Source organism: Psychroserpens luteolus (genome assembly GCF_021032705.1).
GTDB classification, from domain to species: domain Bacteria; phylum Bacteroidota; class Bacteroidia; order Flavobacteriales; family Flavobacteriaceae; genus Psychroserpens; species Psychroserpens luteolus.
Genome location: NZ_JAHVXI010000002.1, coordinates 148467 through 169542, shown reverse-complemented (window position 1 = coordinate 169542; position 21076 = coordinate 148467). Strand labels below are relative to the sequence as shown.

Genomic DNA, 21076 nt, shown 5'->3' with positions numbered 1-21076 from the left:
AACTCAAGTTTAACAACTCCTGAAAAAGGCATGTTTTAATTCACTATTAATTTCTTTACGGCAAGACCATTTTTAGTTTTTACTCTTAAAAAGTAGATGCCTGAAGCCAGACTTTCTAGGTTTAAATTATTAATTCCATTAGTAAAAAAACCATTTTTTAGCACTTGTCCATTTAAATTAATAAAGGTGTACTCAGCATCATATGAAACTGAAATTGTGACTCTACTGTCTGTTGGGTTAGGGTATATAAGGAAGTCATTTGGATCAAACGTTTCAACCGACAATGTAGAACAGTCTTCACTAAATACAGTTTGCGCATCTCTATTGGTCCAATTTGTTGTTGCATAGACAGCATCATCAACTGTGATACACATTAAGGACGGATTGTTTAATGTTGAAAAATTTGGTGTTGTTATAGCCGAATTATTTCCATTACTGATATCTAGATCTTCTAGAAGATTATCATCTCCATTGAAAAAAACCAGCATTGGATTAAGTGATAAATTTAGTCCCAGTAAGTTATTAGCATTGCAAAGGAGAATTTCCAAATTAGGATTTCCTAAAAGATTTAAAGCTCCTAGTTGATTATCTTGACATTGAAGCTCAACCAATAATGAATTTTGATTTAAAATCAAACTTGTCAAAGCATTACTATTACAATTAAGAGTTTCAAGATTTACATTTTGTGACGTGTTTAGATTTGCAAGGTTGTTTGAATTTAAGTTGAGATTGGTGAGATCGATACAACCAGATATGTCTATTGAATTCATACCATTTCCAAAGGCATTGATGGTTTGTATAGTATTCGTTTCGCTTAAATCTAGGTTTGAAATATTGTTATTGTTACATGACAGATCAGTCAAACTTTCAAAGCCTGTTATACCAGTAAGATCTGAAATTCCTAAGTTGTCTAAACCTAAAAACGTTACTGAAGAAATATTAGCTTTCGGAACATAATTATCTAAGAACCCAGAATCATAACCTAAACTTATTAGCTGAGTCTCAAAACTATCGTCTGGTACATAAATGATTGCAGAATCACAGCTTAATGAAAAACTAGATTGTACATCAATGTTAGTCCAGTTAGTCGTACTGTATGCAACATCATCTACTGAAATACAATTTAAATTTGGATTATTTACAGCGTTAAAAAATGTAACATTTGTATTGTTTCCATTGTTAACTTCTAAATTATACAGTGAATTATTATCACAGCGCAAACCTGTTAATGCTGTATTATTGCTTAAGTCTAAAAAAAGTAAATTATTATTCTGACATCGCAATTGTGTGAGTGCTGTATTCTGACTTAAATCTACAGTCTGTAAAATGTTATTCTGACAAAACAGTGTTGACAACGAACTAAACCCTTCTATTCCTGTAAGATCAAATATATTATTACCAGAAATGTCTAAAGTGGTTACATTTTCAATGTTAGCAGTTGTAACATAATTGTCTAAAGGCGCTGTATCGTAGCCTAAATTTATTAATGCGAGTTCAAAATTATTATCAGGTATATAGGTTGAGTTATAATTACAGTTTTCCAAAAAGAAGGACTGAATATCAATAAGCGTCCAATTTGCACTACTATATGCGGCATCATCAACTTGAATACACAACAAATTTGGATTATTTGTTGCATTAAAAAGTGTCATATTTAAGTTATTACCATTATCTACTCTTAAAGTGTTTAAGTCATTATCCTGACAGAGTAGACTTGCTAAATTTGGTTGAAGTTCTAGGTTCAGGTTGGTAATGTCATTGTTATAACACAATAAACTTTGAAGATTAAATGTTTGCGAAAAATCAAGATTGGTTAAAAAGTTATTCTCACAACGTAAAGAAATGAGAAAACTGTTTTGTGTAACATCTAGATTAGTTAAAAGATTGTTATAGCAAAATAAATTAGTGAGTAGTGTATTCTGACTCACATCTAAGTTTGTGAGCTGATTTTCTCCACAAAATAAGGTTTGCAAATCAGGATTCCCACTCACATCTATACTTGTGAGTTGATTATTTCCGCAGCGTAATACTCTAAGAGCAGAATTTGAAGTAAGGTCTAGTGATGTGAGTGTATTGAAATTACAATATAAGTTCTCGAGAGCTGCAAAATCTTCAATACCTGTAAGATCAGAAATCCCTTTGTCGAAAACATCAAGATCGATTAATGTATCAATATCAGAAGTCAGCACTTGTCCATTAATAACACCATCACTATCTATAGATAGATCAATAAGTGCTTGTTCAAAATTTGAATCAGGAATAAGCGTGTTTTGTGCGTTGTTAAAAATGGTAAAAAAAAGGCAAATACTGCTAAGTAATAGTTTTTTCATAATTACTGGTTTGAGGTTTATAAAATGAGATAATCATGACTTAAAAAGATGCAATGATTTCTTTTTTAAAGATAGAATTCAGTAATCATGAACTTGTGATTGTCTAAAGACAAAACTGGGACAAATGAAAGGCTAACAAGTTATTTGATAAAATTAAAGGGACAAAAACGGGACAAACTATATGTTATTGATAAAATCCTGAAGTTGAGCATCTGTATCAAAGGCAAGTTTTTTACGTATGCGGTATTTATTTTTTCTTACACTTTCTGGAGAAATACCCAATATGGAACTAATCTCGAAATTTGATAAATTCAATCTTAGTAGTGCAGCAAGTTTAAGATCACCTTGAGATATGGACGAATTATGCTGAACAAGATTGGTTATAAAATTTGGGTGGACTTGCTCAAATATTACTCTAAATGTCTTCCAATCATCATCAGTTAATATGGTTGTATTATACAACTGTTGGATGTTTTCTTTATAGTTTGCATCTTCCTCTTGTTGTGCTGGAAACGTTTCTAATCTTTCCTGAAGGTCTTTAATTTGATTATTCTTAGAAATCATGAGTTGCATGAAATTATTGAGCTCAGTCACATAATGCTTGTTTTTAGTTTCTTCACCTTCTAACTTTAGTTGCGTAATTTCATTCTCCTGCTCTTTTAGTGTTAGCTGCTGTTGGAATCTATTCTTTCTGGCTCTATTTCTAAAAAAGAAAAAGAGAAGAATCAATCCAATAAATATAATTGATGCGTAGATGATTAGATTTTTAAAGCGTTGTTCCTGCTTTAAGATTTCCTGATTTTGTTTTAAATTATCAATTTCACGTTCTTTCTTTTCGGTATTGTATATGCCCTCCAATTCTGCAATTTGAGTAAGCGTTTGTACGTTTATCAAACTATCTTTAAGTGCTGTATAGTGCTCATATGCAGTTAATGCAGCTTCATTCTTACCTTGTAATTTATAAATTTCGGAAAGTAATTGATACGCTTTTTTTCTGTTATTTCTGAAAGCGTCAAGTTTAGAAAATGACAATACCTGAATTGCATAGTCCTCAGCTCTATCTAAATTGTTTTGCGCTATCTGACATTTAGCTAATCCCATTAAAGAATTTGAGCGTTGAAAGGTATTCTTTTGCACACCTGAAATACTCAAGGATTGCTCAAAATATTGAATGGATGTTGCAATATTATCCAATTTGAGATAGGCATTGCCTAAACCATTATAACAAACAGCCATGGCCTTTCGTTGCTTATTTGCCTTTTGTAATTCTAGCGCTTTATTAAAATATTCAATGGCTTTTTCATATTTATCAGTTTGTAGATATACAGCGCCAATATTTCGATAAGACAATGCAATGTCACTATTGACATTAGCTTTCTTCTTCTCTTTGAGTGATTTGAAATGAAACTCTAAACTCTTATCGTATTGTTCTTGTAGTTGCAAGGTTTTACCAATTAAATTGTATGAATAGCTCATACCTGAATGGTCTTTCATTGCTTCTTTATACGTCAATGATTTATAGTAATAATCTAATGCTGTTTTATAATAACCTTTTCTTTGATTCATAAAACCTAGAAAGGTCAATGATTTGGCTATTCTGATACTATCATTAATTTCTAATCCTAAGTTATATGCCTTTTCAAGATATATTTTGGCACTGTCTAAATTTTGAACTTCAGCAACATAACACCATCCAATCTGTGAATAGGTTTGAGCAATTTCCGAAGGGTCATTTATGATGTTTTGAACTTCTAATTCTTTAAAAAGATACGTTAAGGCTTCATTTGCATTGTTCTGTCTATGGAGGCCATATAACTCACTATAATATTCTGCTTTTAGTTCTAAAGAATCTGTTTTTTGTATAAGATGCATTATGCTGTCCTTGGCTATCTGGTTTTGTGAAAACAGATGACTGAAGTAACAGCAGCATAAAACGAGAATTGTTTTTTGGAAAAAGGAGTTTAGCATTCTACCGAAGTTACAGCTTTAAAATTAAAACAAAATAGCTATTAAAATAAAAGACAGTTTGCACTTTTCTCAAATTTGAACATTTTTATAGATATTTACTACGTATTTAAACCTATTTAATATTGACTTAGTTTAGATGTAACTTCATACCTTCATGAGATGCCACAAATCCTATTTTTTTATAAAATTCTATGGCTTCTGGTCGTTTTTTATCGGTAGTTAATTGTAGTACATGAGCATTTCGTTCTTTAGCTTTATTAATCGCCCATTTAAAAAGTTCGGTACCTAAACCTGTTCCTCTATAATCCTTTCGTATTCTAACAGCTTCAATCTGTGCTCTAATGCCTCCACGATAGGTTAGGTATTGAATAAAAGACAATTGCAATGTACCAATGATTTCTTCTTTATCATTTTCAATAACAGTAAGCATTTGGTTTTTATCACTATCAATATTATCAAATGCAGAATAGTAAACGTTAGGCAAAGGGTTTTGAAAATTCTCTCGTTTTTTTCCAAGAGTATCATCGGCTATCATAGCTACAATAGCCGAAACATCATCTCTTTTGGCGTTTCTAAATGTCATATCTATCTGAATTAATTATTTGGAAGATTTATTTACCAAATCTTAATCCGTTCCTCCTCTACTCTATAATTAGCTTCACCTGCTTTCACATCAAAGGCCTCGTAAAATGGAGTGAAGTTCATTAAAGGTCCGTTAACACGCCAAATTGGTGGCGAATGAGGGTCATTGGCAACATAATTACGTAAGTAGGCCTCACGCATCTTAACACGCCAAATATTAGCAATAGACAAAAAGAAGCGCTGATCTGGTGTATAACCTCCTATTTTTATTGTGTCTTGACCTTGTTCTGTCATTTTAAAAGCATCATAGGCAATAGCAATGCCACCATTATCTGCAGTATTTTCGCCAACAGTTAAAGCGCCTTTTAAATGGACACTATCTAATACAGTAAATGCGTTGTATTGTTCAACAATTTGTTGTGTTTTAGCTTTAAATTTTGTGTAGTCTTCTTCGGTCCACCAATTTGATACATTTCCGTTTTTATCAAATTGCGCACCTTGATCATCAAAGGCATGCGTAAATTCATGACCTATAACCATTCCTATTCCTCCATAATTTGCAGCATCATCTGCATATAAATCAAAATAAGGCGCTTGTAAAATACCTGCAGGAAATACAATTTCGTTGAGTGACGGATTATAATATGCTGTCACTGTAGAGGGTGTTGTTCCCCATTGATCTCTATTTGGTGCTTTATTAAGTTGGTCTAATTGATATTGATAGGCGTCCTGTCGTAATGCAACTACATTCTCAAAAAATTGATTGCGATCAATAGATACATCATAAGTACGCCAAACATCTGGATATCCTATTTTTTTATTAATAGCATAAAGTTTGTCTTTGGCCTTTACCTTAGTACTATCACTCATCCAATCTAAGTTATCAATACGTTTTTCTAGTACTTTTTGGAAATTATTAACTAACTCCAACGCTCGTTTTTTTGCATCTTCATTAAAATAGCGCTTTACATATAACTGTCCTAGAGCAAATCCTATTTGTCCGTCTACTCGTCTAACCATACGCTTTGCTCGTGGTTGCTGTTCAGATTGTCCAGATAGTACTTTTGAATATTCAAAAGACGCATCTTGAAAGGGCTGACTTAAAATATCATCATGAGACGCAATAGAGTTTGCCTTTAAATAAAGTTTCCAATGGTCTAAAGACACAGATGGTAACATTGTATTTAAATTATCATAATAAGTTGGTTGAGCCACATCTACAGAATCGACTTTTGCCCCCAAAATATGTAATAGGTCAATCCAATTAATGTTTTTATGGCTTTCATTTAATTCTGAAACAGATATCTTGTTGTAGTTCGCTTTAACATCTCTTCTTTCAATTCTAGTTTTGTGTGATTCTGCCAATTGCTTCTCTATGTTGTAAACGGTTTCTGCATTTACTTTAGCATTAGCATCACCAACAAGTTCAAAAAGTGTTGTTAAATACGTTTTATAAGCCTCTTGAATTTGTTTTACTGAAACATTATCTGAAAAGTAATAATCACGGTCTGGTAAGCCCAATCCTGTTTGCGCAAAGTGTAGTATATTTAGTGAGCTGTTTTCTTGATCGGGTGATACGTATGGAGCCAACATCGAATAATCTCCAGACTTTAATTGTGTTGCAACAAAAGTTAGTATTCCTTCAATATCACTAATTGCATTAATGTTATCTAAAATTGGCTGAATGGGTTTTAATCCACGCTTGTTAATACTTATCGTGTCCATTCCTGAAGCGAAGAAATCACCAACTTTTTGTTCTATACTACCTACAGGATGTTCCTTTTGAGATACCTCTTCCAAAATAGTCTTTAATAATTCCTGCTGTGGAATGTTTAAAAACCTATAAGCACCTACACCAATTTGATCATCGGCAATAACTGCGTTTTCAAACCAGTTTTTGTTGACATGATTAAAAAAGTCATCCCCTGGTTTAATAGAAGCATCTATACCATCAAACACAACAGGTTTTATAACAAGATCAGTATTGGTATTATCAGATGTTTTGTCGTCTTTGCAAGAAAAAAATACAAGTAAAATAAATGAGAGGTAACGAATCGTTTTCATAGAAAGTGATATTAGTTTACCCAAAGATATGCATTTCTAATCGTGCATGGTCATCTTTAATATTTTGTTAATACTTATCAGTTTTTATAGGCTGTTGTTGCTTTGTTATCATTCTTGATTTTGAAACTGAATCTGGATCTCCATTATAGTGTATTATAAACAAGTTGTTTTTATCTTTTTCAGAAACACCATATCCTTTGCCTAAAGAAGTATTAAATTTAACTTTTGTGGCTTCAAACAATTGCTTTGCAATTTGTTCTGCTCTCTTACTATTGTTATTGGTATAATATAAAACTGTAGGTCTATTTGAAAAAAAAGACATTTTTTCTTCCCAATCTGGAAAAACCGTCAGTTTGAAACCACTTTTGCCTATAAGAGATTCAATACGTTTTTTAATTCTTTGATCTGGTTTGTAGGAATATAATCGTATTTGCCAATCATTATTTTTAGCATCTTCAACTTTCGTTGACTCAAATTCTATCTGCACAGTAATTTTCTTCCAATCGTATCCTTTTTTACTTTTAAAAGGCTTGACATTTACAATATTAATGCCACTGTTCTTTAAACGCAATGCCAATTCTTCAGCGTATTGTTTTTTGACTAAATCACCATAATAAATAGTATTTACCTTATTTCTATCTGCAACATTTATAATGGAATCAAAAATGTAATGAGGAGATTCTATTCCTCTGATTACTTTTTCTACAACGTCTCCATCCAATTTTCTTTTATAGTATCGAATGGCAACAGTGTCTGATGCGAATTTTTTAATTGTATTAACTCTAGTTTCAATAGAATCTACAGATTTCAAGATTTGAGTATTAGTTGTAGATTTCCGTATTTCGTTCAATTGTTCCTTTACTTCATTTGCACTATACACAGCATATTTCTGTATAGAATCAACTTGTTGCTCGGCTATTAAGGCTCTTAATTCTTCATTTTTCTTTTCTAATGCTTTTATTTCTAGTTCCTGCTTGGTGTTAGCGATCTGTCTGTTTTTTTCTGCTTGGATATGAGCACTATAAAAGTAGAAGCTGGCCAATCCAAGTAAAATAACTAAACCCACTAATAAATTTATTTTATTAGATTTTTTATTACGTTCTTCAATTTCTTTGATTCGTTCTTCTATTTTATCCATCGCTTTAGTTTTAGTTCTCTTATTTTAAAAAACTGCTTGTTGAATGTTTCTATTTCAGTATCTGTTAATTGCGGTCGTTCAAGAAATTGAAGACGTCTTATACCCATTTCTGCAATTGCATTAATACACTCTTTTTCTGTCATTCGCCAGCGAAATGGAAAGAAAATAATACTTGTAGGGCCAGCACTACTAACAGTCGTTAGAAATTTGCCTTGATCATATATAATTGAAAAAATGGTTCCAACAACTGCAATAGTGCCAAGAACAATCATCCAAATGGTAAACTCTTTTATGTTTTGCTTGCTTTCTATTTTAGCATTTTCAATTTCTGCCTCAGATATGAGTCTCAATTGAGATTCGCCCAATTTATTATCGTCATCGTCTTCTTTTATGAGATGTTCTGATGCTAAAAGTTTTGGAATCAAATCTTCATCATAATCGTCCATACTCACAATGCTTTTGGCAGTATTAAAAGACTCTTTAACCGATTTTCCATTGAAATGGGATGTGTAAAATGCCTTGGCAAACTTTACAGCTGTATCATTAGGAATTTCATCACGCATTCCTATTATATGAGCATGTTGTTTTTCTAATGTATCTATCCCGTTCAAGCTAAAGCAAGCATTAAGAAATACACATGTTACATGTGCTTTATAATTTGCTAAGTAGTCGCAAAATTTAATGACATCAACTTCCTTTTTGTAACCTTCATTATCATTAAAAAAGAGTACACCTTCTTTACTTCCATGACCAGAAACATGCAAAATATTAGGCTTGATCTGTTCCAAATCACGATGCAAATCTTCTATGGTAACGGCATCTCTGGTGTGAAATTCAAAATCGTCTCTACCTGTGCTGACCTGCAACGCATTTCTAATCTCGTTCTCTTCTTTACCGAGCCTGAGATTCTTTGTTCCTATAGGATTAACTTTTATAAATAATATCTTTATCACAACAAAATTATAACGTTATATTAATACGGACATTTTCAATACTTAAATTGTCTTCTGAACGCACATCAACACCAGATAATATAAGCTCTTCGGGTGTTTTATCTACAAAATTTTCATTTGCCTTCTGAAATGAAAGACCAGAAGTTTTCTCGATAAATTCTACTCTTACTTGATACGTTTCAGCATCTTTAAAAGTCATAAACAAATCACTTTCTGGTTCTGCCTCGGCACGAACTGAAGGTTTAACAATTCGTCGCTTTTCTAATAGATGTTTCTGACTGGTTATAAACCCTGTTCTTTGCAAGACACCATTCATTTTATAATAGACCACTTTCCAAAATATATATGGAATTTGTATGATATCATCTTTAACTTTAGTTACAAAATCAGGATCATTTTCAAAAAAAACAGGTCCTGTAAACACATTAATTTTAATGTCATTTTCTACGGTTTGATGATGCAAAATATAATCTTCAATCCTTCTCCAAACCCCTCTATTGAGTCGATCTACCTGAGGCATAGCATTAGTAAAATAAAATGTCGATTCGGCTGCTTCAATGGCTTTGTTACGATCTGTTGCCCACTGTACATCTTCTCGCTTCGTAAGATGGCCTTTATCGAAATCACTTTTATCTGCTCCGTATAGTTCTTGCCCTAATTGGGTGTCTTTTGGAATACGTTCATCTTTTTTCCATTTATCACCTTTTCCTGAGAAAAGTTCATCTCTATTAATTTTTTTAAAAAGATCGCCATGAATATTACAAGCAGTGAAATAAGGGAACTTTCGTAAAGGATTGTGTAGCACACTATAATTAAGATAATCAAGGTAGTATTCTGATATATCGAAACCATTATCCTCTATTTTTTCTTTTTCTAAACAAGAAATTTCGGGAATTGAAACCTCAAAATCATCCATAAAAGAACGCATATAACTCATTGTTTCACAATTTTATATGTTCTTATTAGGGAGATCCACACTAAGATAGTAAAATATATTGAATTGATAATGAATTACATAAGATTATGGTCTATTCTCATCCTACTATAGCTTTCAATAGTAACATTAGTTGCACACCTATAACTATGTTAGTCTAATGCTAATCTATTAAGACAATTAATATTGGAATTTATTAGGCAAGCCCCTTTACTGGACAGGCGCCGGCCTCAGGAATTTTGCTTTTTACAGGCGGATCAGGATAATACTGCATTGTTTGTTGAATTTTAATAGCACTAGCTTCACCTGCAATTAACTTGACTAAATATAGCGCTTCATCTAGTCCTGACGAAATGCCTCCGCCTGTCACTCTATTTCCACTTTTAAGATAACGCAGATTATCTTTAACTACGGTCACTTCTGGGTAACGACCGAAGCAATTAACAAATTTCCAATGTGTTGTGATTTTATGTCCATTTAACAATCCTGTATTTGCTAAAAGAATAGCGCCTTCACATACAGAACATACCCAATCGGCATTAGAACCTGCTTTTTTCACAAATGCCGTATAAGGAGATTTTGGGTCAGAGATAATTTCGGCTAAGGTCTCTGGTCTTCCTCCTGGAACCCATATCAAGTTTGGGTTTAAAGCAATATCATCTTTGAAAGTGGCTTCTATTGCAATCTTTAATCCATTGTTAGTTGTAAAGGTTCCTTCATGCTCACCAACAAATAATATTGTGATATCTCTATGAAATGATTTGTCAAATGCAAGCCAACTAAATATTTCTCTTGGTGCTGCAATATCCATCAAATCAACGCCATCATAAATAGGAATAACAATAGTAAAAAGCTCTTGAGTTTGTTTTGTTTTAGTTTCCATGTTAGTCAATGATTTAAGTTGTGGCTGCAAAAGGATGTTTAAATAACTTGATGATTTTTTGAATACTGTTGCCAGAGAGATTGCTCAATACAATTAATCCCAAAACAACATATAGCCACCAGTTTTCAGTAAAATTCAAGCCATAAGAAATCATCAAAATGATCATTCCCAAGCCATATAAAACTAAGCTCGACCACGATTTATTTAAATAGTGTTTCCGCATTAAGAAAAAGCTTCCAACTAAAAATAGTCCAAGAACAATATAACTCCAATTAGAATTAAAACTTATTTGTTCTAAGCCTAGAAAACTAAATAACGAGGCATAAGCAGCCCAGCAAATTGGGCATTTTGGAAATAAAAACAGTACTACTGCAGTCACTACATTTAGAATACTCGTTTTCTTTCCACTCTTATTTAATAATCGTTTAGGAGGATGGTGCTTACTACAAGAACAGATTGTTTTTTTTGTGTTTTCCATTATTCCTGTTTTTCTTGTGATGGTTTCTTTTGGTCTCTATCCCATTGTGCAGTTTTGAGTAACCAGCTAAAGTCTCCTGATAACTGTGATCCAATTCCTAATGTCATTTTACCGTTTTGTGATGTGTATGAATTAAAGAGATATGCGCTAGAGTGACAACCAATACAACTTTCAGTACCAAAAATGGTAATATTTGATTGAGAGTTTTCCATAAGTCCTGCTATTTGATTACCGCCTTGGAAAAAAGTTTCCATAGAGATATTTGTTAGGAATGCCAAATTTGGCTTACCTCCTGGCTTGTTAACAACACTTTCTGGTATGTAATACAAACTGTCTGTGCTTATACCTGGTTTTGCATTTTGATCTAAAGGATATTGCGTATCAATTAACTGATAATATTGCCATACACTACCTTGCTGTTTGAAATACTCTTGCATTAAGGTGTTTATTCGTTTTACACGTACGGGAATATCTACCATGCGTTTAGATTGTGTTTTCATTTGAGCACTATCGGTATAATAATTTAAAGTATCTCCTGTTACATTCCAATAGTTACCATGCTCACTAGTGTGGTATAAATAGGTGTTTTTATTATTACTAACATCAACATTTACTGGGCATATCTCGCAATTAGGATTAGTGAGTGTTGGATGAATTACCTTAATCTCTCCATCGACTTCGGTTGTATTTTGATCTAGATTATCAATGTGTTCAAATGTAGACCATACCCATTGTTTTCCTGTTGGCGTTTTTTGACTTATATGAAAGCCAATTAATCCGAGGAGTGCTTTTTCTGGTTTTTTAGTCGATTCGTTAATAATATATCCTTCATCTTTAAAATAACGCTCCTGATAATCGTTGTCTTCTAAAATTTTCCAGGCTAGTTTAATTTCAACAGCACCTAATTGTTGCTTTTCATAATCTCCTTTAGGAAAATTGGCATTTACATTAGTTTTAGAAAATTCTAATTGACCATTAATATTATAAAGCTTATTCTCTACCACGTAATCAAACTCCTCTTTGTTCATTAGGACTTCGTAAACCACCACATTACCATTTTGATCAAATAATTTTCCCGCAAAAGCTTGATCGGTTTCATTTGCAATATTGTTGTTACCTGTATGCGTTGGTGTTGTACTATTTAATATGATTCTTGAATCAATATCGTTCAATACATTTGTTTGAAGTCCTAAACCACTATCAGTTCGTGGACTATCCCATGGTTCAGGTGCTTTCCCATCAAAGCGGTAGACCTGAAAGGCCTCTTTCCATGTTAGCCAAGTTGGTGTACCTTCATCTGTGAAATTTTTACGAGCTTCACCATTTTCATTTAATGGCCAGTTTATAGCAATAAGAGCTTGCCAACTGTACATATTAAAAAGTTCATTAAGTTGGTAAATATCGCCTGCATCTTTAAGCTCTTTTTGCAAGGCAGGGTTTACATCAACAGGTATGTTAGAACTAAACTCTAGAGGAGCTTGAACTGCGACATAACTACTCGTTTTGTTTTGTTCACAAGACAAACCAAGTATAAGTATGGACAAAACAATTGCTTTTATGGGATGTCCCATAAATAGACATGATCTATTAGATTTCATAAAGATTATATTTTAATGTTAGTTTAATAGGAAAACCAGAATGATTATACCTATTCGTTTCTTAATAATAATCTTACGTTAATAGTAGGGTTTCCCATCATTTTATGAGGAAAACGATCACCAAATGGCGCATGATTTAACGGTTCAATCCAAGTTTCAAGCTTGCCAGACTTCACCTCCTCTAATGGGAGCTTGAAATCGACATGTACAATTGGGTTTTCTACACAGTTAGGACATTTATCAACTTCAGATGGTTGGAAAAATGCTTTAGATGCTATTTTTTCGCCATCTTTTAATAAGTGTACACTAAAACTTCCTGGAATTTTAATACGATTGATTCCTTTAACACGCACATTAGCAATGTCTGTATCTACATGGAATTTTTCTGATGCTGCCACTGAGCCTCTTCGTTTTGTTGTAAATGCTGCCATAGCTATTTCTTTTGTTTCTTTTGCAGGTGGATCATAATCAACATCTAAGTTTGCTATCGAATCTACAATTTTGACCGTGTTTAGATGCGGAGCATTATTTGTAAATGGAGGTAAACTCTCCAAAACAGGTATTGTAAAAATATTTCGACTTTCAGTTGTTGTGATTGTAGATAACAAACCGTTTATATCTGTTGCATGCATGCCTTTTTGCCACTCCCAAAACATACGATCTATATTACAGTGATAGAACCAAAAAATTGGATCAAAAGCTGCAACATTTTGATCTGCCATTGTTGGTCCAGTAGCCACATGACCTCCATCGTGAGCACTTATTGACGTATCATTTGGAGCACCTCCAAAAGCCTGACCTCCATGATAGTCTTCCCAATCCTGTTGTGTTTTTGCACGTGTAAAATCTGTTAAAACATCATATTGCTTAAATAAGCTTTCCATTGTTTTAACAGAATTTCGTTGAGTTACATAGCCTTTTTTATAATTGCTGTTTAAATCTTCTGGTAATGTATAATTAGCAAAGGGCGCCTGGTTTAAAAGATCTGGAAAATCATTAAAAAGATCCCAGTATGGCAGTGTTACATCTTCACATCCTGGAATTGTTCGCAATGCATTTTCAAAACTGTATAGATAAGCACGATGCCATGGATTATATCCAGGAATATGATGCATACAATATGCATTAGGAAGACCATGATAACCTGCTTGTATAAAATATCCATTTGGATCATTTGTTTTTAATTTCATAACACCCGAAAATGCCTTTTTTAGAGTAGCTATTTCATCTGAAGACAAAGAACTAACATCTTTTCTGACACGTGTCGCGGATGCTGTTGCCATCATTTTAAGTCTGCTTGATTCCTTTGGAGGTGTTCCTTTTGGATAGTTATTGGTCATCCAATCTAAAAATGTTTGCACTTGACTTTTAGGCCATGGATGTTTTGGTGGCATATTACCTGCTGCTAATTGCCCATAAATACCTGGCGCATTTGATTTTACCGAATCATAGTCATTTAAAAGTATGCCATGAGGTGACATATGATCAATATCGATTTGCGTAAACATATCTCGGATGCCTCCATACCATGTTGGTGCTGCGGTTGAATTACTCATAATTTAGTGTGCTTTAAATTGGTTAATTTTTTAATACACTAAAATTATATATTACTTGTAGTATATTTATGCGTATAAATACCTGTTTTATAATTATTTAAGTTGATTAACCAACCATAATGGTTGATCATTAAAAGCTTTCCAGTCTTTTTCCAAGGCCTTATACAATTTATCTATTTCAGTAAAATCATTAATGCCACTATTTGTATCAGCTTTTAACTTTAGGATATAATCCATAAGTTCGTAACATACCGTAAACTGACCGCAAGCAATTAAAGTTTCCATACGGTTTTTTGCAATATCGGTTTTGTCCCACCATAGTGTTGTGGGTGTTTCAGAAGCCGTTAAACATACACTTTCTAAACCTTTACTAGGTTTTGGCTGTATTTGGTCATTATAGTTTGCACCTTTACTATAAGGTGTGTCTTGACCATTTAATTTGTAAACTGTTGCAGTTACACGCCTATTATTCAATTCAGGTTTAGAATAGAATAAATCATAATTTAAGCGCCTCATTTGTTTTAAAAAGACATCATTTATCATTTTCATGGCAGAAGTTAAGCGATCTGTTAGCATGCGTTGTATTAAACCAATATCTAGTTTTTGAAATGTCAAAATATCATCCAATAAAGGTTCAGGAACATTCTTTTTAAACAGCGATTTTAATCGTGACAGTACAGATACTTTTACCACCGAAGCAACTAATCCAAAAACAGTTAGAAGTAAACCCATACCCATTATAGTACTACCTAAAATATATAATCCAGTATAAGCTGTAGGCCCAAAAACTTGCATATTGTTTAAAAGTATAAGTAGTAAACCAATAATAAATGTCATCCAATACAAAGGTTTTATGGTAAAGTATTGCAATATTTTATTTATTACCCGTTTAACCGTTGAAGTTTTTCCAACAGTAGAGGTATCTTGCTGCCATGGTTTCATTTTATAGCTCCCAACATCATTTACTATTATTAGATCTAGACCATCAGGCATACGTTCATTAATCAACATCATACTACCTATACCCTGATTGTCTGCAATTCCACCATCCATGATGCCTACGCCATCAATAAATCGATCTAACTCTTTTAAGTTTTTATAGTCTGAAGCATTGTGATTTTCAAAATAGTCATCTGGAAATACTAAGGGTTCAAATCCAACAGGAAAACAGGACGAAGATGCTATAACATCACCTAACTTTACCTGATTGCGCAAGGCATTGACTTCCTTTTGAAAACTCTTATATAATGGATTATTACCAAAATAACCTCGGTTTTGAAAACGATAAGTCAGTCCAAACGAAAAGTCGGTCGCATTAAAACATACTTGTTCTAATTGTTTAATATCATCTTTTTCAAATTCTTGAAACTGACCTTCAAATAGTGGCATTTCAGCATAAGTTAAGGCAAAGGCATTAATTAGTGAACGCTTTTTATAAGCATGTCTTTTCCAAACAGTATCATCTTCTAATTTTGCAATTGCAGTTTCTAAGAGTGAGTCATTTTCTGGAGTAAATGTATTGTAGAAGTGTTTAAAAAAAGTTTTAAAGTCATAGTTTGGATCTTGAACAGCTTTGGCATAGCCTACACCTGCTAAGGTTCCTCCACTAACCGTACTTAATGCTCTGACCGAATCTAATAAAGGGGTATTCTTATATGATGCTTGATCAAGGTAAGACAATACACCCAAAGCAAAAAAAGTGGCACGATAACCTCCACCACTGAAACATAGTCCAATGGTTTCAAATGGTTTTAAAGGTCTATTTTTTTCTAGTTCTTCAGACATGAGCAATGAAAATGTTTAGTTCTATAAATATAAGTATTTATTAATCCATATCTATACGTACAATTACCTGATTGTTTAAAGTGAAATGAAATTGTTAAATGTTAGTAACTCTAACAATACATTAACAGAATTGACGTTAAATTTATTTAAATTCGCCATGCAAAAATTAGTGCTATTATTCTATTAATATGAAATCATTTTTCAGTTGTTTTCTTATTCTAATATCTGTTAGTCTGTTTGCTCAAAAAAGTCCTGAGTTTAAATTATTAGATCTTTCAGAATTAAATTTTATAACAAGTATTGATTCAGTAAAAACTGAAGTTGTTAAAGAGAAAGATACGCTTATCCCTATAAATATTAAAGCAGAATATTGGGATCATACAGTCTATAATCCATATAAAAATGTGGAGGTTACATTTCCGCTGCAGCTTAATTTTAAAGATTCCACCTACTTCTCTCCTATTGGGAAAGAAAAAGTGGTAACGTCACGCTATGGTTGGAGACGTGGACGACCGCACAAGGGAATAGATATAGATTTGGTAACTGGAGATAGTCTTTTTGCTATGTTTGATGGTATTGTACGCATGTCTAGATATAGTAGAGGTCACGGAAAAACTGTTGTGCTAAGGCATTACAACGGATTAGAAACAGTTTACGCACATTTATCTGCTTATGGCGTCAAAGAAAATGATACGATAGTTCGCGGACAGTACTTAGGAAAAGGAGGCGTTTCTGGAAATGCAAGAGGTAGCCACTTACATTTAGTTGTGAATTACAAAGGTGTATCTATTAATCCTGAGTATTTATTCGAATTTAACGACCACAACAAAATACGATCTAAAGAACTATGGATCACTAGAAAATGGACACGCCCAATTGCACATAATTCTAAACGTCAAAGCAAAATAATTCCTTTGCTTTCTGAAGAAGAGGCTATCGCTAGTTTAATAAAGCAACAGTCTATTTATACCGTTAGACCTGGTGATACGCTATCTAGAATTTCAAGACGAAATAATGTTAGTATCGCATCACTTTGCAAAACTAATGCCATCAAAAGAAATGCTGTGATTCGCGTTGGTCAAAAATTAGTGATCGAAAAATAATAGTCTTCATACCTTATCACTTACTTCAATTAACTGATTTAAAATTCAAGTACAAATACGTAGTACACAATTGCTGATATGGATTTGAAATTCAGGTATTTGTACTCAATTTTCAGGAATGTGTTTGCTATAATTTTACAGTATTGTTAGCATCAAACTTTATAAGCTAGCAATTGTATTATTAATCTTTAAATCATTTTATTATGGAAAATTTAAGCACAGTATTTGAAAATCCTGCATCAAACGCAACTGGAGCTGCAACAGATGGTGTAGCAGTAAATGCTTACGGACAAGGTCAATGCTCTGGCGTAACTTACACAGTACCAGCGCATGGTGACATTAAAGTTGACTTCAAATTGAAGTTGCAATGTGTAACACCTGAGAATGTGAAAGCACTAGACCAACTAATTAGAGGTATGTTGACTGCATCATACCAAAAGAAGTATGATCAATTAACTAAAGAAAGTAAAAGTGGAGGTTATGGCTTCTTCTTGTTTTTCTCTGCTGGAGGTGGTAAAACATCTTACTCACAAACGACACATACTATGGAATCTTATGGATTAGATAGAGCACAACAAACAAAGATTATTGATGCCATGATTAAAATGGCAAATCAATGGAATACGTTCTCTTACAAAGGAGAAATTTCTAATACTGAGTATGATTATTCAGTGTCAGGTAGTTTGTTTGCTATTGTGATGGATGCAACTATCCAAAAAGGAGAACAACATACACAACTAAGGTTCTTAGGTCCTAACGTACACTTAAAAGGTAATGATGGAACGTCTTCTTTACCTTCAACAGGGAAGCTGTATTAATGCATTAAAACTCTCTTTTCTTAATAACTAGCTCATAATAAGCGAAGCACTTTTATTAGTGCTTCGTTTTTTTAGCGTCTTTTAGAAATGGAACTTGATGTATATGTCCTTGGTAACTAAATGTCGCTTTTGATTAGTTGTTGAAAGCGCTAAATTCTGATCTTCAGCATTAGTAGTTGCACTAGTAAGTAGAAATAAATCTCGCATATTTTCTGGTCGTTCCATAATGATAAAATGACCAATATCTACAAGTTTAAATCCGATACTCATATTAGGGAAGTTTTCAAACTGAAATTGGAAACCTGTACTTAATTGCCATGTAAAAGGTGTAGTTCTCGTAATTTCTGGCGCTATAAGTCCTGGACCAAAAGTGTTATCCTGACTAGTAGTATCATTCTTAAGATGCATTGTAAGCAACACATTTGAGATTTGCGAATCCAGTTTTATAAAGGAAAGCCCTATTCCAATTCCCGTTTCAAAAGATATTACTGTAGCTCTATCAATGTCTATTTTAAATAATTTAAAAGCTGCAAGTAACGAAAGTGATGTAGAGCTAATCTTGGTATTTTGCATGAAAACTCCAGTTGCGGATAGCAATAGGTTATTAGATATAACTTCCTTTTCTTGACTAAACTGCATTGATGAATTATATGCATAACTATTTCTTCGTTGCATTACTAATCCCAATGAAATTTTAGGTTGTAGAGCGTATGTTAACTCTAATCCGTAATACCCTAAATTTGATAAGTCCTGTCTTGAACTTTGTCTCTCAGAAAAAACAATCTGGTCTTGCGGATGACTTGGGAAACTAGAAATAGTAAAGCTATTACCTCCTTTAATGGTTGGAAAAGAGAGACCATAATCAATTACAAATGACAAACGAGATGTCCAATCATCTCTATATGATTGTGCTGAAATAGTATTAGTAAGTAGAAGTATGCAGCAGATCAAGTAACAGCGAAAACTTAAAACGGATAATTGATTCAGACATAACATGATATACAAGATTTCTATTATTGGATTAACAGACAATCTAGTAAATTCACCTATCACATTTACAAGTACTTATACCTGTTTTTCTAAAGTATTGATAGCAGATTAAAAATTAAAAAATTTGTAGGTAAAGACTTTGAATTATTTTGAAGCTTCTATATCCGTTTGAAGTACTATATCTTTTTGGACTACAAATATATTACCTTCTTTCTTAAGCTTAAGAATTCTAGTAGGATCACCTTTTTTGGCCATTCTTTTTCGGCATAACTTTGTTAGTAGCGGATCTTCATCAAAAAGAAAGCTAGCAATGTCATATTCCGTTTTAGAAGCTTCTTTTACTGTTGGAAATAGTTGTTGCATTTGGTTATAACGTCTGTCATTTCCTGGAATATATGTATAAAAAGTATAGTGTCCGTCGGCATCAGTTTTAATCCAACCTCTGTTGTGTACATAACGCTTACCATTTGCCTCTCTCAAATCAAAATCTCCATTTTCATCAGCTTGCTCAATAAATAGAATTACACCTTTAGCTGGTGTAACACCATCACTCTTATATATAGTACCAGAAACTTTAAGCTTATTTTCCTTTAATTCAAAACCAGGAATAGTATCTGTATTATTCAAGTGGAACTCAGAATAATCATATAAAGGGTGACGTTCTAGATAATCAGTAGAATTACTTTGCAAATCAGTCGTAGTTTCTTGAGCACAAATTGTATAATTCATACTTAAAAAAAGACTAAAGTAAATTAAGATTATTGAATTTTTCATGAGGTTAAGCATTTTAGATTTACTCAAAATTGAGAGATTTATATCGTAAACCCTTAAAAATCACATGAATGTTCAAATTTCACGATGAAATGTACTTAGACGTAAAATATATCGATGAAATGTTCATAACAATCACATACAGAAGTACATATTATGTGTAAAAAGGGGAGCAAGATATCGATTCCTAAAGGGTTAATCTTTATTGCATTCAGGCAGATTAATTCTAAGTTGGCATGTCAATAAATTGAGAATAATAAATGTAAAAACAAGCAATGATTTTGTGAATTTAAAAGCGGATTTTTTTCTAAAATCTCTTGATAAATTGCCTCTGAGATCATGAAAAAGACAAAAAGTATTTCGTCGTATAAATATGCATTTTATCCAGTAAATAAGCAGTTTATCCAAGAAATATGCATTTCATATGATAAAATAGTTTGCAAAAAAACCCAGAAATTAGTTGTTTTTTTTAATTAATTGTATAGATTTGCTTATCTAACGTTAATAAAAAACCCAAAAAATGAAAACTAAACCTACTTTAATTATCGCTGTTTTTTTTCTGATGGTTAGCATCGGTTTTGCCCAAAAAAAGAATGCTCCAATAAACATGATTAGTGGAAAAACGAGTATCTCTAAATATCATAGTCATGAAGAATTAGGTAAAATGTCTAAAGGTGCTTTACTTAATCTGTATATAGAGCGTATTGAAGTTATTGTAAATATTCTACCTAATATTGCATTTGCTACAAAACCAGGTGTAACTATGGAGTCTTTAGGAATACCTGAAACTAAAGAAAATAAAAAAGCTTTAGAAGATAATAGAGAAGCTTCTGTAGATTATTTTGACAGTACTGTAGAATTTCAGAAAAAAATATTGCCTTATTCTGATACGCGTGATTTGATTGCTGCAATTATGTTTTATGAAGAAACATTGAAATCTTTGCATACTTATAATGATTATAAAACAGATTAACATTAGTTAGTATTTGTAAAAATAGTTGACCTCAACATTGCGTTGAGGTTTTTTTTTAAATAATTTCTTATAAATATTAAGCGACTGATTTTGCGTTTGTTACCATAATTGAGTAATTAATTTTCATAAAATCATAAATTTGTAAGAAAAAT

At 32.6% G+C, this 21076-nt stretch carries 17 protein-coding genes; 3 read left to right on the top strand and 14 right to left on the bottom strand.

Annotated features, from left to right (window positions below):
- Window positions 1-35: 35 nt before the first annotated feature.
- The 12 genes from KWG70_RS06420 to KWG70_RS06365 form a co-directional block, all read right to left on the bottom strand.
- Window positions 36-2330, bottom strand: coding sequence for a T9SS type A sorting domain-containing protein (locus KWG70_RS06420; RefSeq protein WP_230935170.1), 2295 nt, complete (start codon window positions 2328-2330; stop codon window positions 36-38).
- A 177-nt stretch (window positions 2331-2507) separates the two neighbouring features.
- On the bottom strand, window positions 2508-4202 hold the full coding sequence (locus KWG70_RS06415) for a tetratricopeptide repeat protein (protein ID WP_230935169.1): 1695 nt from the start codon (window positions 4200-4202) through the stop codon (window positions 2508-2510).
- A gap of 223 nt (window positions 4203-4425) precedes the next feature.
- Entirely contained in the window at window positions 4426-4881 is a 456-nt protein-coding gene (locus KWG70_RS06410; protein ID WP_230935168.1) for a GNAT family N-acetyltransferase, read from the bottom strand.
- A gap of 32 nt (window positions 4882-4913) precedes the next feature.
- A complete protein-coding gene (locus KWG70_RS06405; RefSeq protein WP_230935167.1) occupies window positions 4914-6944 on the bottom strand; it encodes a M13 family metallopeptidase in 2031 nt (676 codons plus the stop codon).
- A 67-nt stretch (window positions 6945-7011) separates the two neighbouring features.
- Complete coding sequence (locus KWG70_RS06400) at window positions 7012-8082, bottom strand: hypothetical protein (RefSeq protein WP_230935166.1); 1071 nt, start codon at window positions 8080-8082, stop codon at window positions 7012-7014.
- Window positions 8070-9035 (bottom strand): CHAT domain-containing protein, encoded by a 966-nt coding sequence (locus tag KWG70_RS06395; protein WP_230935165.1) that lies wholly within the window; start codon window positions 9033-9035, stop codon window positions 8070-8072. Before KWG70_RS06395 ends, KWG70_RS06400 begins: the two co-directional genes overlap by 13 nt.
- Window positions 9036-9042: 7 nt before the next feature.
- A complete protein-coding gene (locus KWG70_RS06390) occupies window positions 9043-9972 on the bottom strand; it encodes a DNA/RNA non-specific endonuclease (RefSeq protein ID WP_230935164.1) in 930 nt (309 codons plus the stop codon).
- A gap of 193 nt (window positions 9973-10165) precedes the next feature.
- On the bottom strand, window positions 10166-10852 hold the full coding sequence (locus KWG70_RS06385) for a DJ-1/PfpI family protein (protein ID WP_230935163.1): 687 nt from the start codon (window positions 10850-10852) through the stop codon (window positions 10166-10168).
- A gap of 13 nt (window positions 10853-10865) precedes the next feature.
- A complete protein-coding gene (locus KWG70_RS06380; RefSeq protein WP_230935162.1) occupies window positions 10866-11330 on the bottom strand; it encodes a hypothetical protein in 465 nt (154 codons plus the stop codon).
- Complete coding sequence (locus KWG70_RS06375) at window positions 11330-12928, bottom strand: hypothetical protein (RefSeq protein ID WP_230935161.1); 1599 nt, start codon at window positions 12926-12928, stop codon at window positions 11330-11332. The genes KWG70_RS06380 and KWG70_RS06375 overlap by 1 nt, the downstream gene beginning before the upstream one ends.
- A gap of 50 nt (window positions 12929-12978) precedes the next feature.
- Window positions 12979-14484, bottom strand: coding sequence for a tyrosinase family protein (locus KWG70_RS06370; RefSeq protein WP_230935160.1), 1506 nt, complete (start codon window positions 14482-14484; stop codon window positions 12979-12981).
- 93 nt (window positions 14485-14577) lie between these two features.
- A complete protein-coding gene (locus tag KWG70_RS06365; protein WP_230935159.1) occupies window positions 14578-16269 on the bottom strand; it encodes a patatin-like phospholipase family protein in 1692 nt (563 codons plus the stop codon).
- Window positions 16270-16457: 188 nt separating this feature from the next.
- Here KWG70_RS06365 and KWG70_RS06360 point away from each other — a divergent pair, with 188 nt between their 5' ends.
- A complete protein-coding gene (locus KWG70_RS06360) occupies window positions 16458-17372 on the top strand; it encodes a M23 family metallopeptidase (RefSeq protein WP_230935158.1) in 915 nt (304 codons plus the stop codon).
- Between the two features lie 203 nt (window positions 17373-17575).
- Complete coding sequence (locus KWG70_RS06355; protein WP_230935157.1) at window positions 17576-18190, top strand: hypothetical protein; 615 nt, start codon at window positions 17576-17578, stop codon at window positions 18188-18190.
- Between the two features lie 81 nt (window positions 18191-18271).
- Here the strand turns inward: KWG70_RS06355 and KWG70_RS06350 are convergent, their stop codons facing one another.
- Both KWG70_RS06350 and KWG70_RS06345 read right to left on the bottom strand, forming a co-directional pair.
- Window positions 18272-19141, bottom strand: coding sequence for a hypothetical protein (locus KWG70_RS06350; protein WP_230935156.1), 870 nt, complete (start codon window positions 19139-19141; stop codon window positions 18272-18274).
- A 183-nt stretch (window positions 19142-19324) separates the two neighbouring features.
- The gene (locus KWG70_RS06345; protein ID WP_230935155.1) at window positions 19325-19954 is read right to left on the bottom strand and encodes a peptidase associated/transthyretin-like domain-containing protein; all 630 of its coding nucleotides are present in this window, start codon (window positions 19952-19954) and stop codon (window positions 19325-19327) included.
- Window positions 19955-20471: 517 nt separating this feature from the next.
- Here KWG70_RS06345 and KWG70_RS06340 point away from each other — a divergent pair.
- Complete coding sequence (locus tag KWG70_RS06340) at window positions 20472-20924, top strand: hypothetical protein (RefSeq protein ID WP_230935154.1); 453 nt, start codon at window positions 20472-20474, stop codon at window positions 20922-20924.
- Window positions 20925-21076 lie beyond the last annotated feature (152 nt).

Bases quoted from the DNA above. Each gene is read 5' to 3' on its own strand.
- KWG70_RS06420 (WP_230935170.1), bottom strand. From the start codon at position 2,330: ATGAAAAAACTATTACTTAGCAGTATTTGCCTTTTTTTTACCATTTTT.
- KWG70_RS06415 (WP_230935169.1), bottom strand. From the start codon at position 4,202: ATGCATCTTATACAAAAAACAGATTCTTTAGAACTAAAAGCAGAATAT.
- KWG70_RS06410 (WP_230935168.1), bottom strand. From the start codon at position 4,881: ATGACATTTAGAAACGCCAAAAGAGATGATGTTTCGGCTATTGTAGCT.
- KWG70_RS06405 (WP_230935167.1), bottom strand. From the start codon at position 6,944: ATGAAAACGATTCGTTACCTCTCATTTATTTTACTTGTATTTTTTTCT.
- KWG70_RS06400 (WP_230935166.1), bottom strand. From the start codon at position 8,082: ATGGATAAAATAGAAGAACGAATCAAAGAAATTGAAGAACGTAATAAA.
- KWG70_RS06390 (WP_230935164.1), bottom strand. From the start codon at position 9,972: ATGAGTTATATGCGTTCTTTTATGGATGATTTTGAGGTTTCAATTCCC.
- KWG70_RS06385 (WP_230935163.1), bottom strand. From the start codon at position 10,852: ATGGAAACTAAAACAAAACAAACTCAAGAGCTTTTTACTATTGTTATT.
- KWG70_RS06380 (WP_230935162.1), bottom strand. From the start codon at position 11,330: ATGGAAAACACAAAAAAAACAATCTGTTCTTGTAGTAAGCACCATCCT.
- KWG70_RS06375 (WP_230935161.1), bottom strand. From the start codon at position 12,928: ATGAAATCTAATAGATCATGTCTATTTATGGGACATCCCATAAAAGCA.
- KWG70_RS06370 (WP_230935160.1), bottom strand. From the start codon at position 14,484: ATGAGTAATTCAACCGCAGCACCAACATGGTATGGAGGCATCCGAGAT.
- KWG70_RS06365 (WP_230935159.1), bottom strand. From the start codon at position 16,269: ATGTCTGAAGAACTAGAAAAAAATAGACCTTTAAAACCATTTGAAACC.
- KWG70_RS06360 (WP_230935158.1), top strand. From the start codon at position 16,458: ATGAAATCATTTTTCAGTTGTTTTCTTATTCTAATATCTGTTAGTCTG.
- KWG70_RS06355 (WP_230935157.1), top strand. From the start codon at position 17,576: ATGGAAAATTTAAGCACAGTATTTGAAAATCCTGCATCAAACGCAACT.
- KWG70_RS06345 (WP_230935155.1), bottom strand. From the start codon at position 19,954: ATGAAAAATTCAATAATCTTAATTTACTTTAGTCTTTTTTTAAGTATG.
- KWG70_RS06340 (WP_230935154.1), top strand. From the start codon at position 20,472: ATGAAAACTAAACCTACTTTAATTATCGCTGTTTTTTTTCTGATGGTT.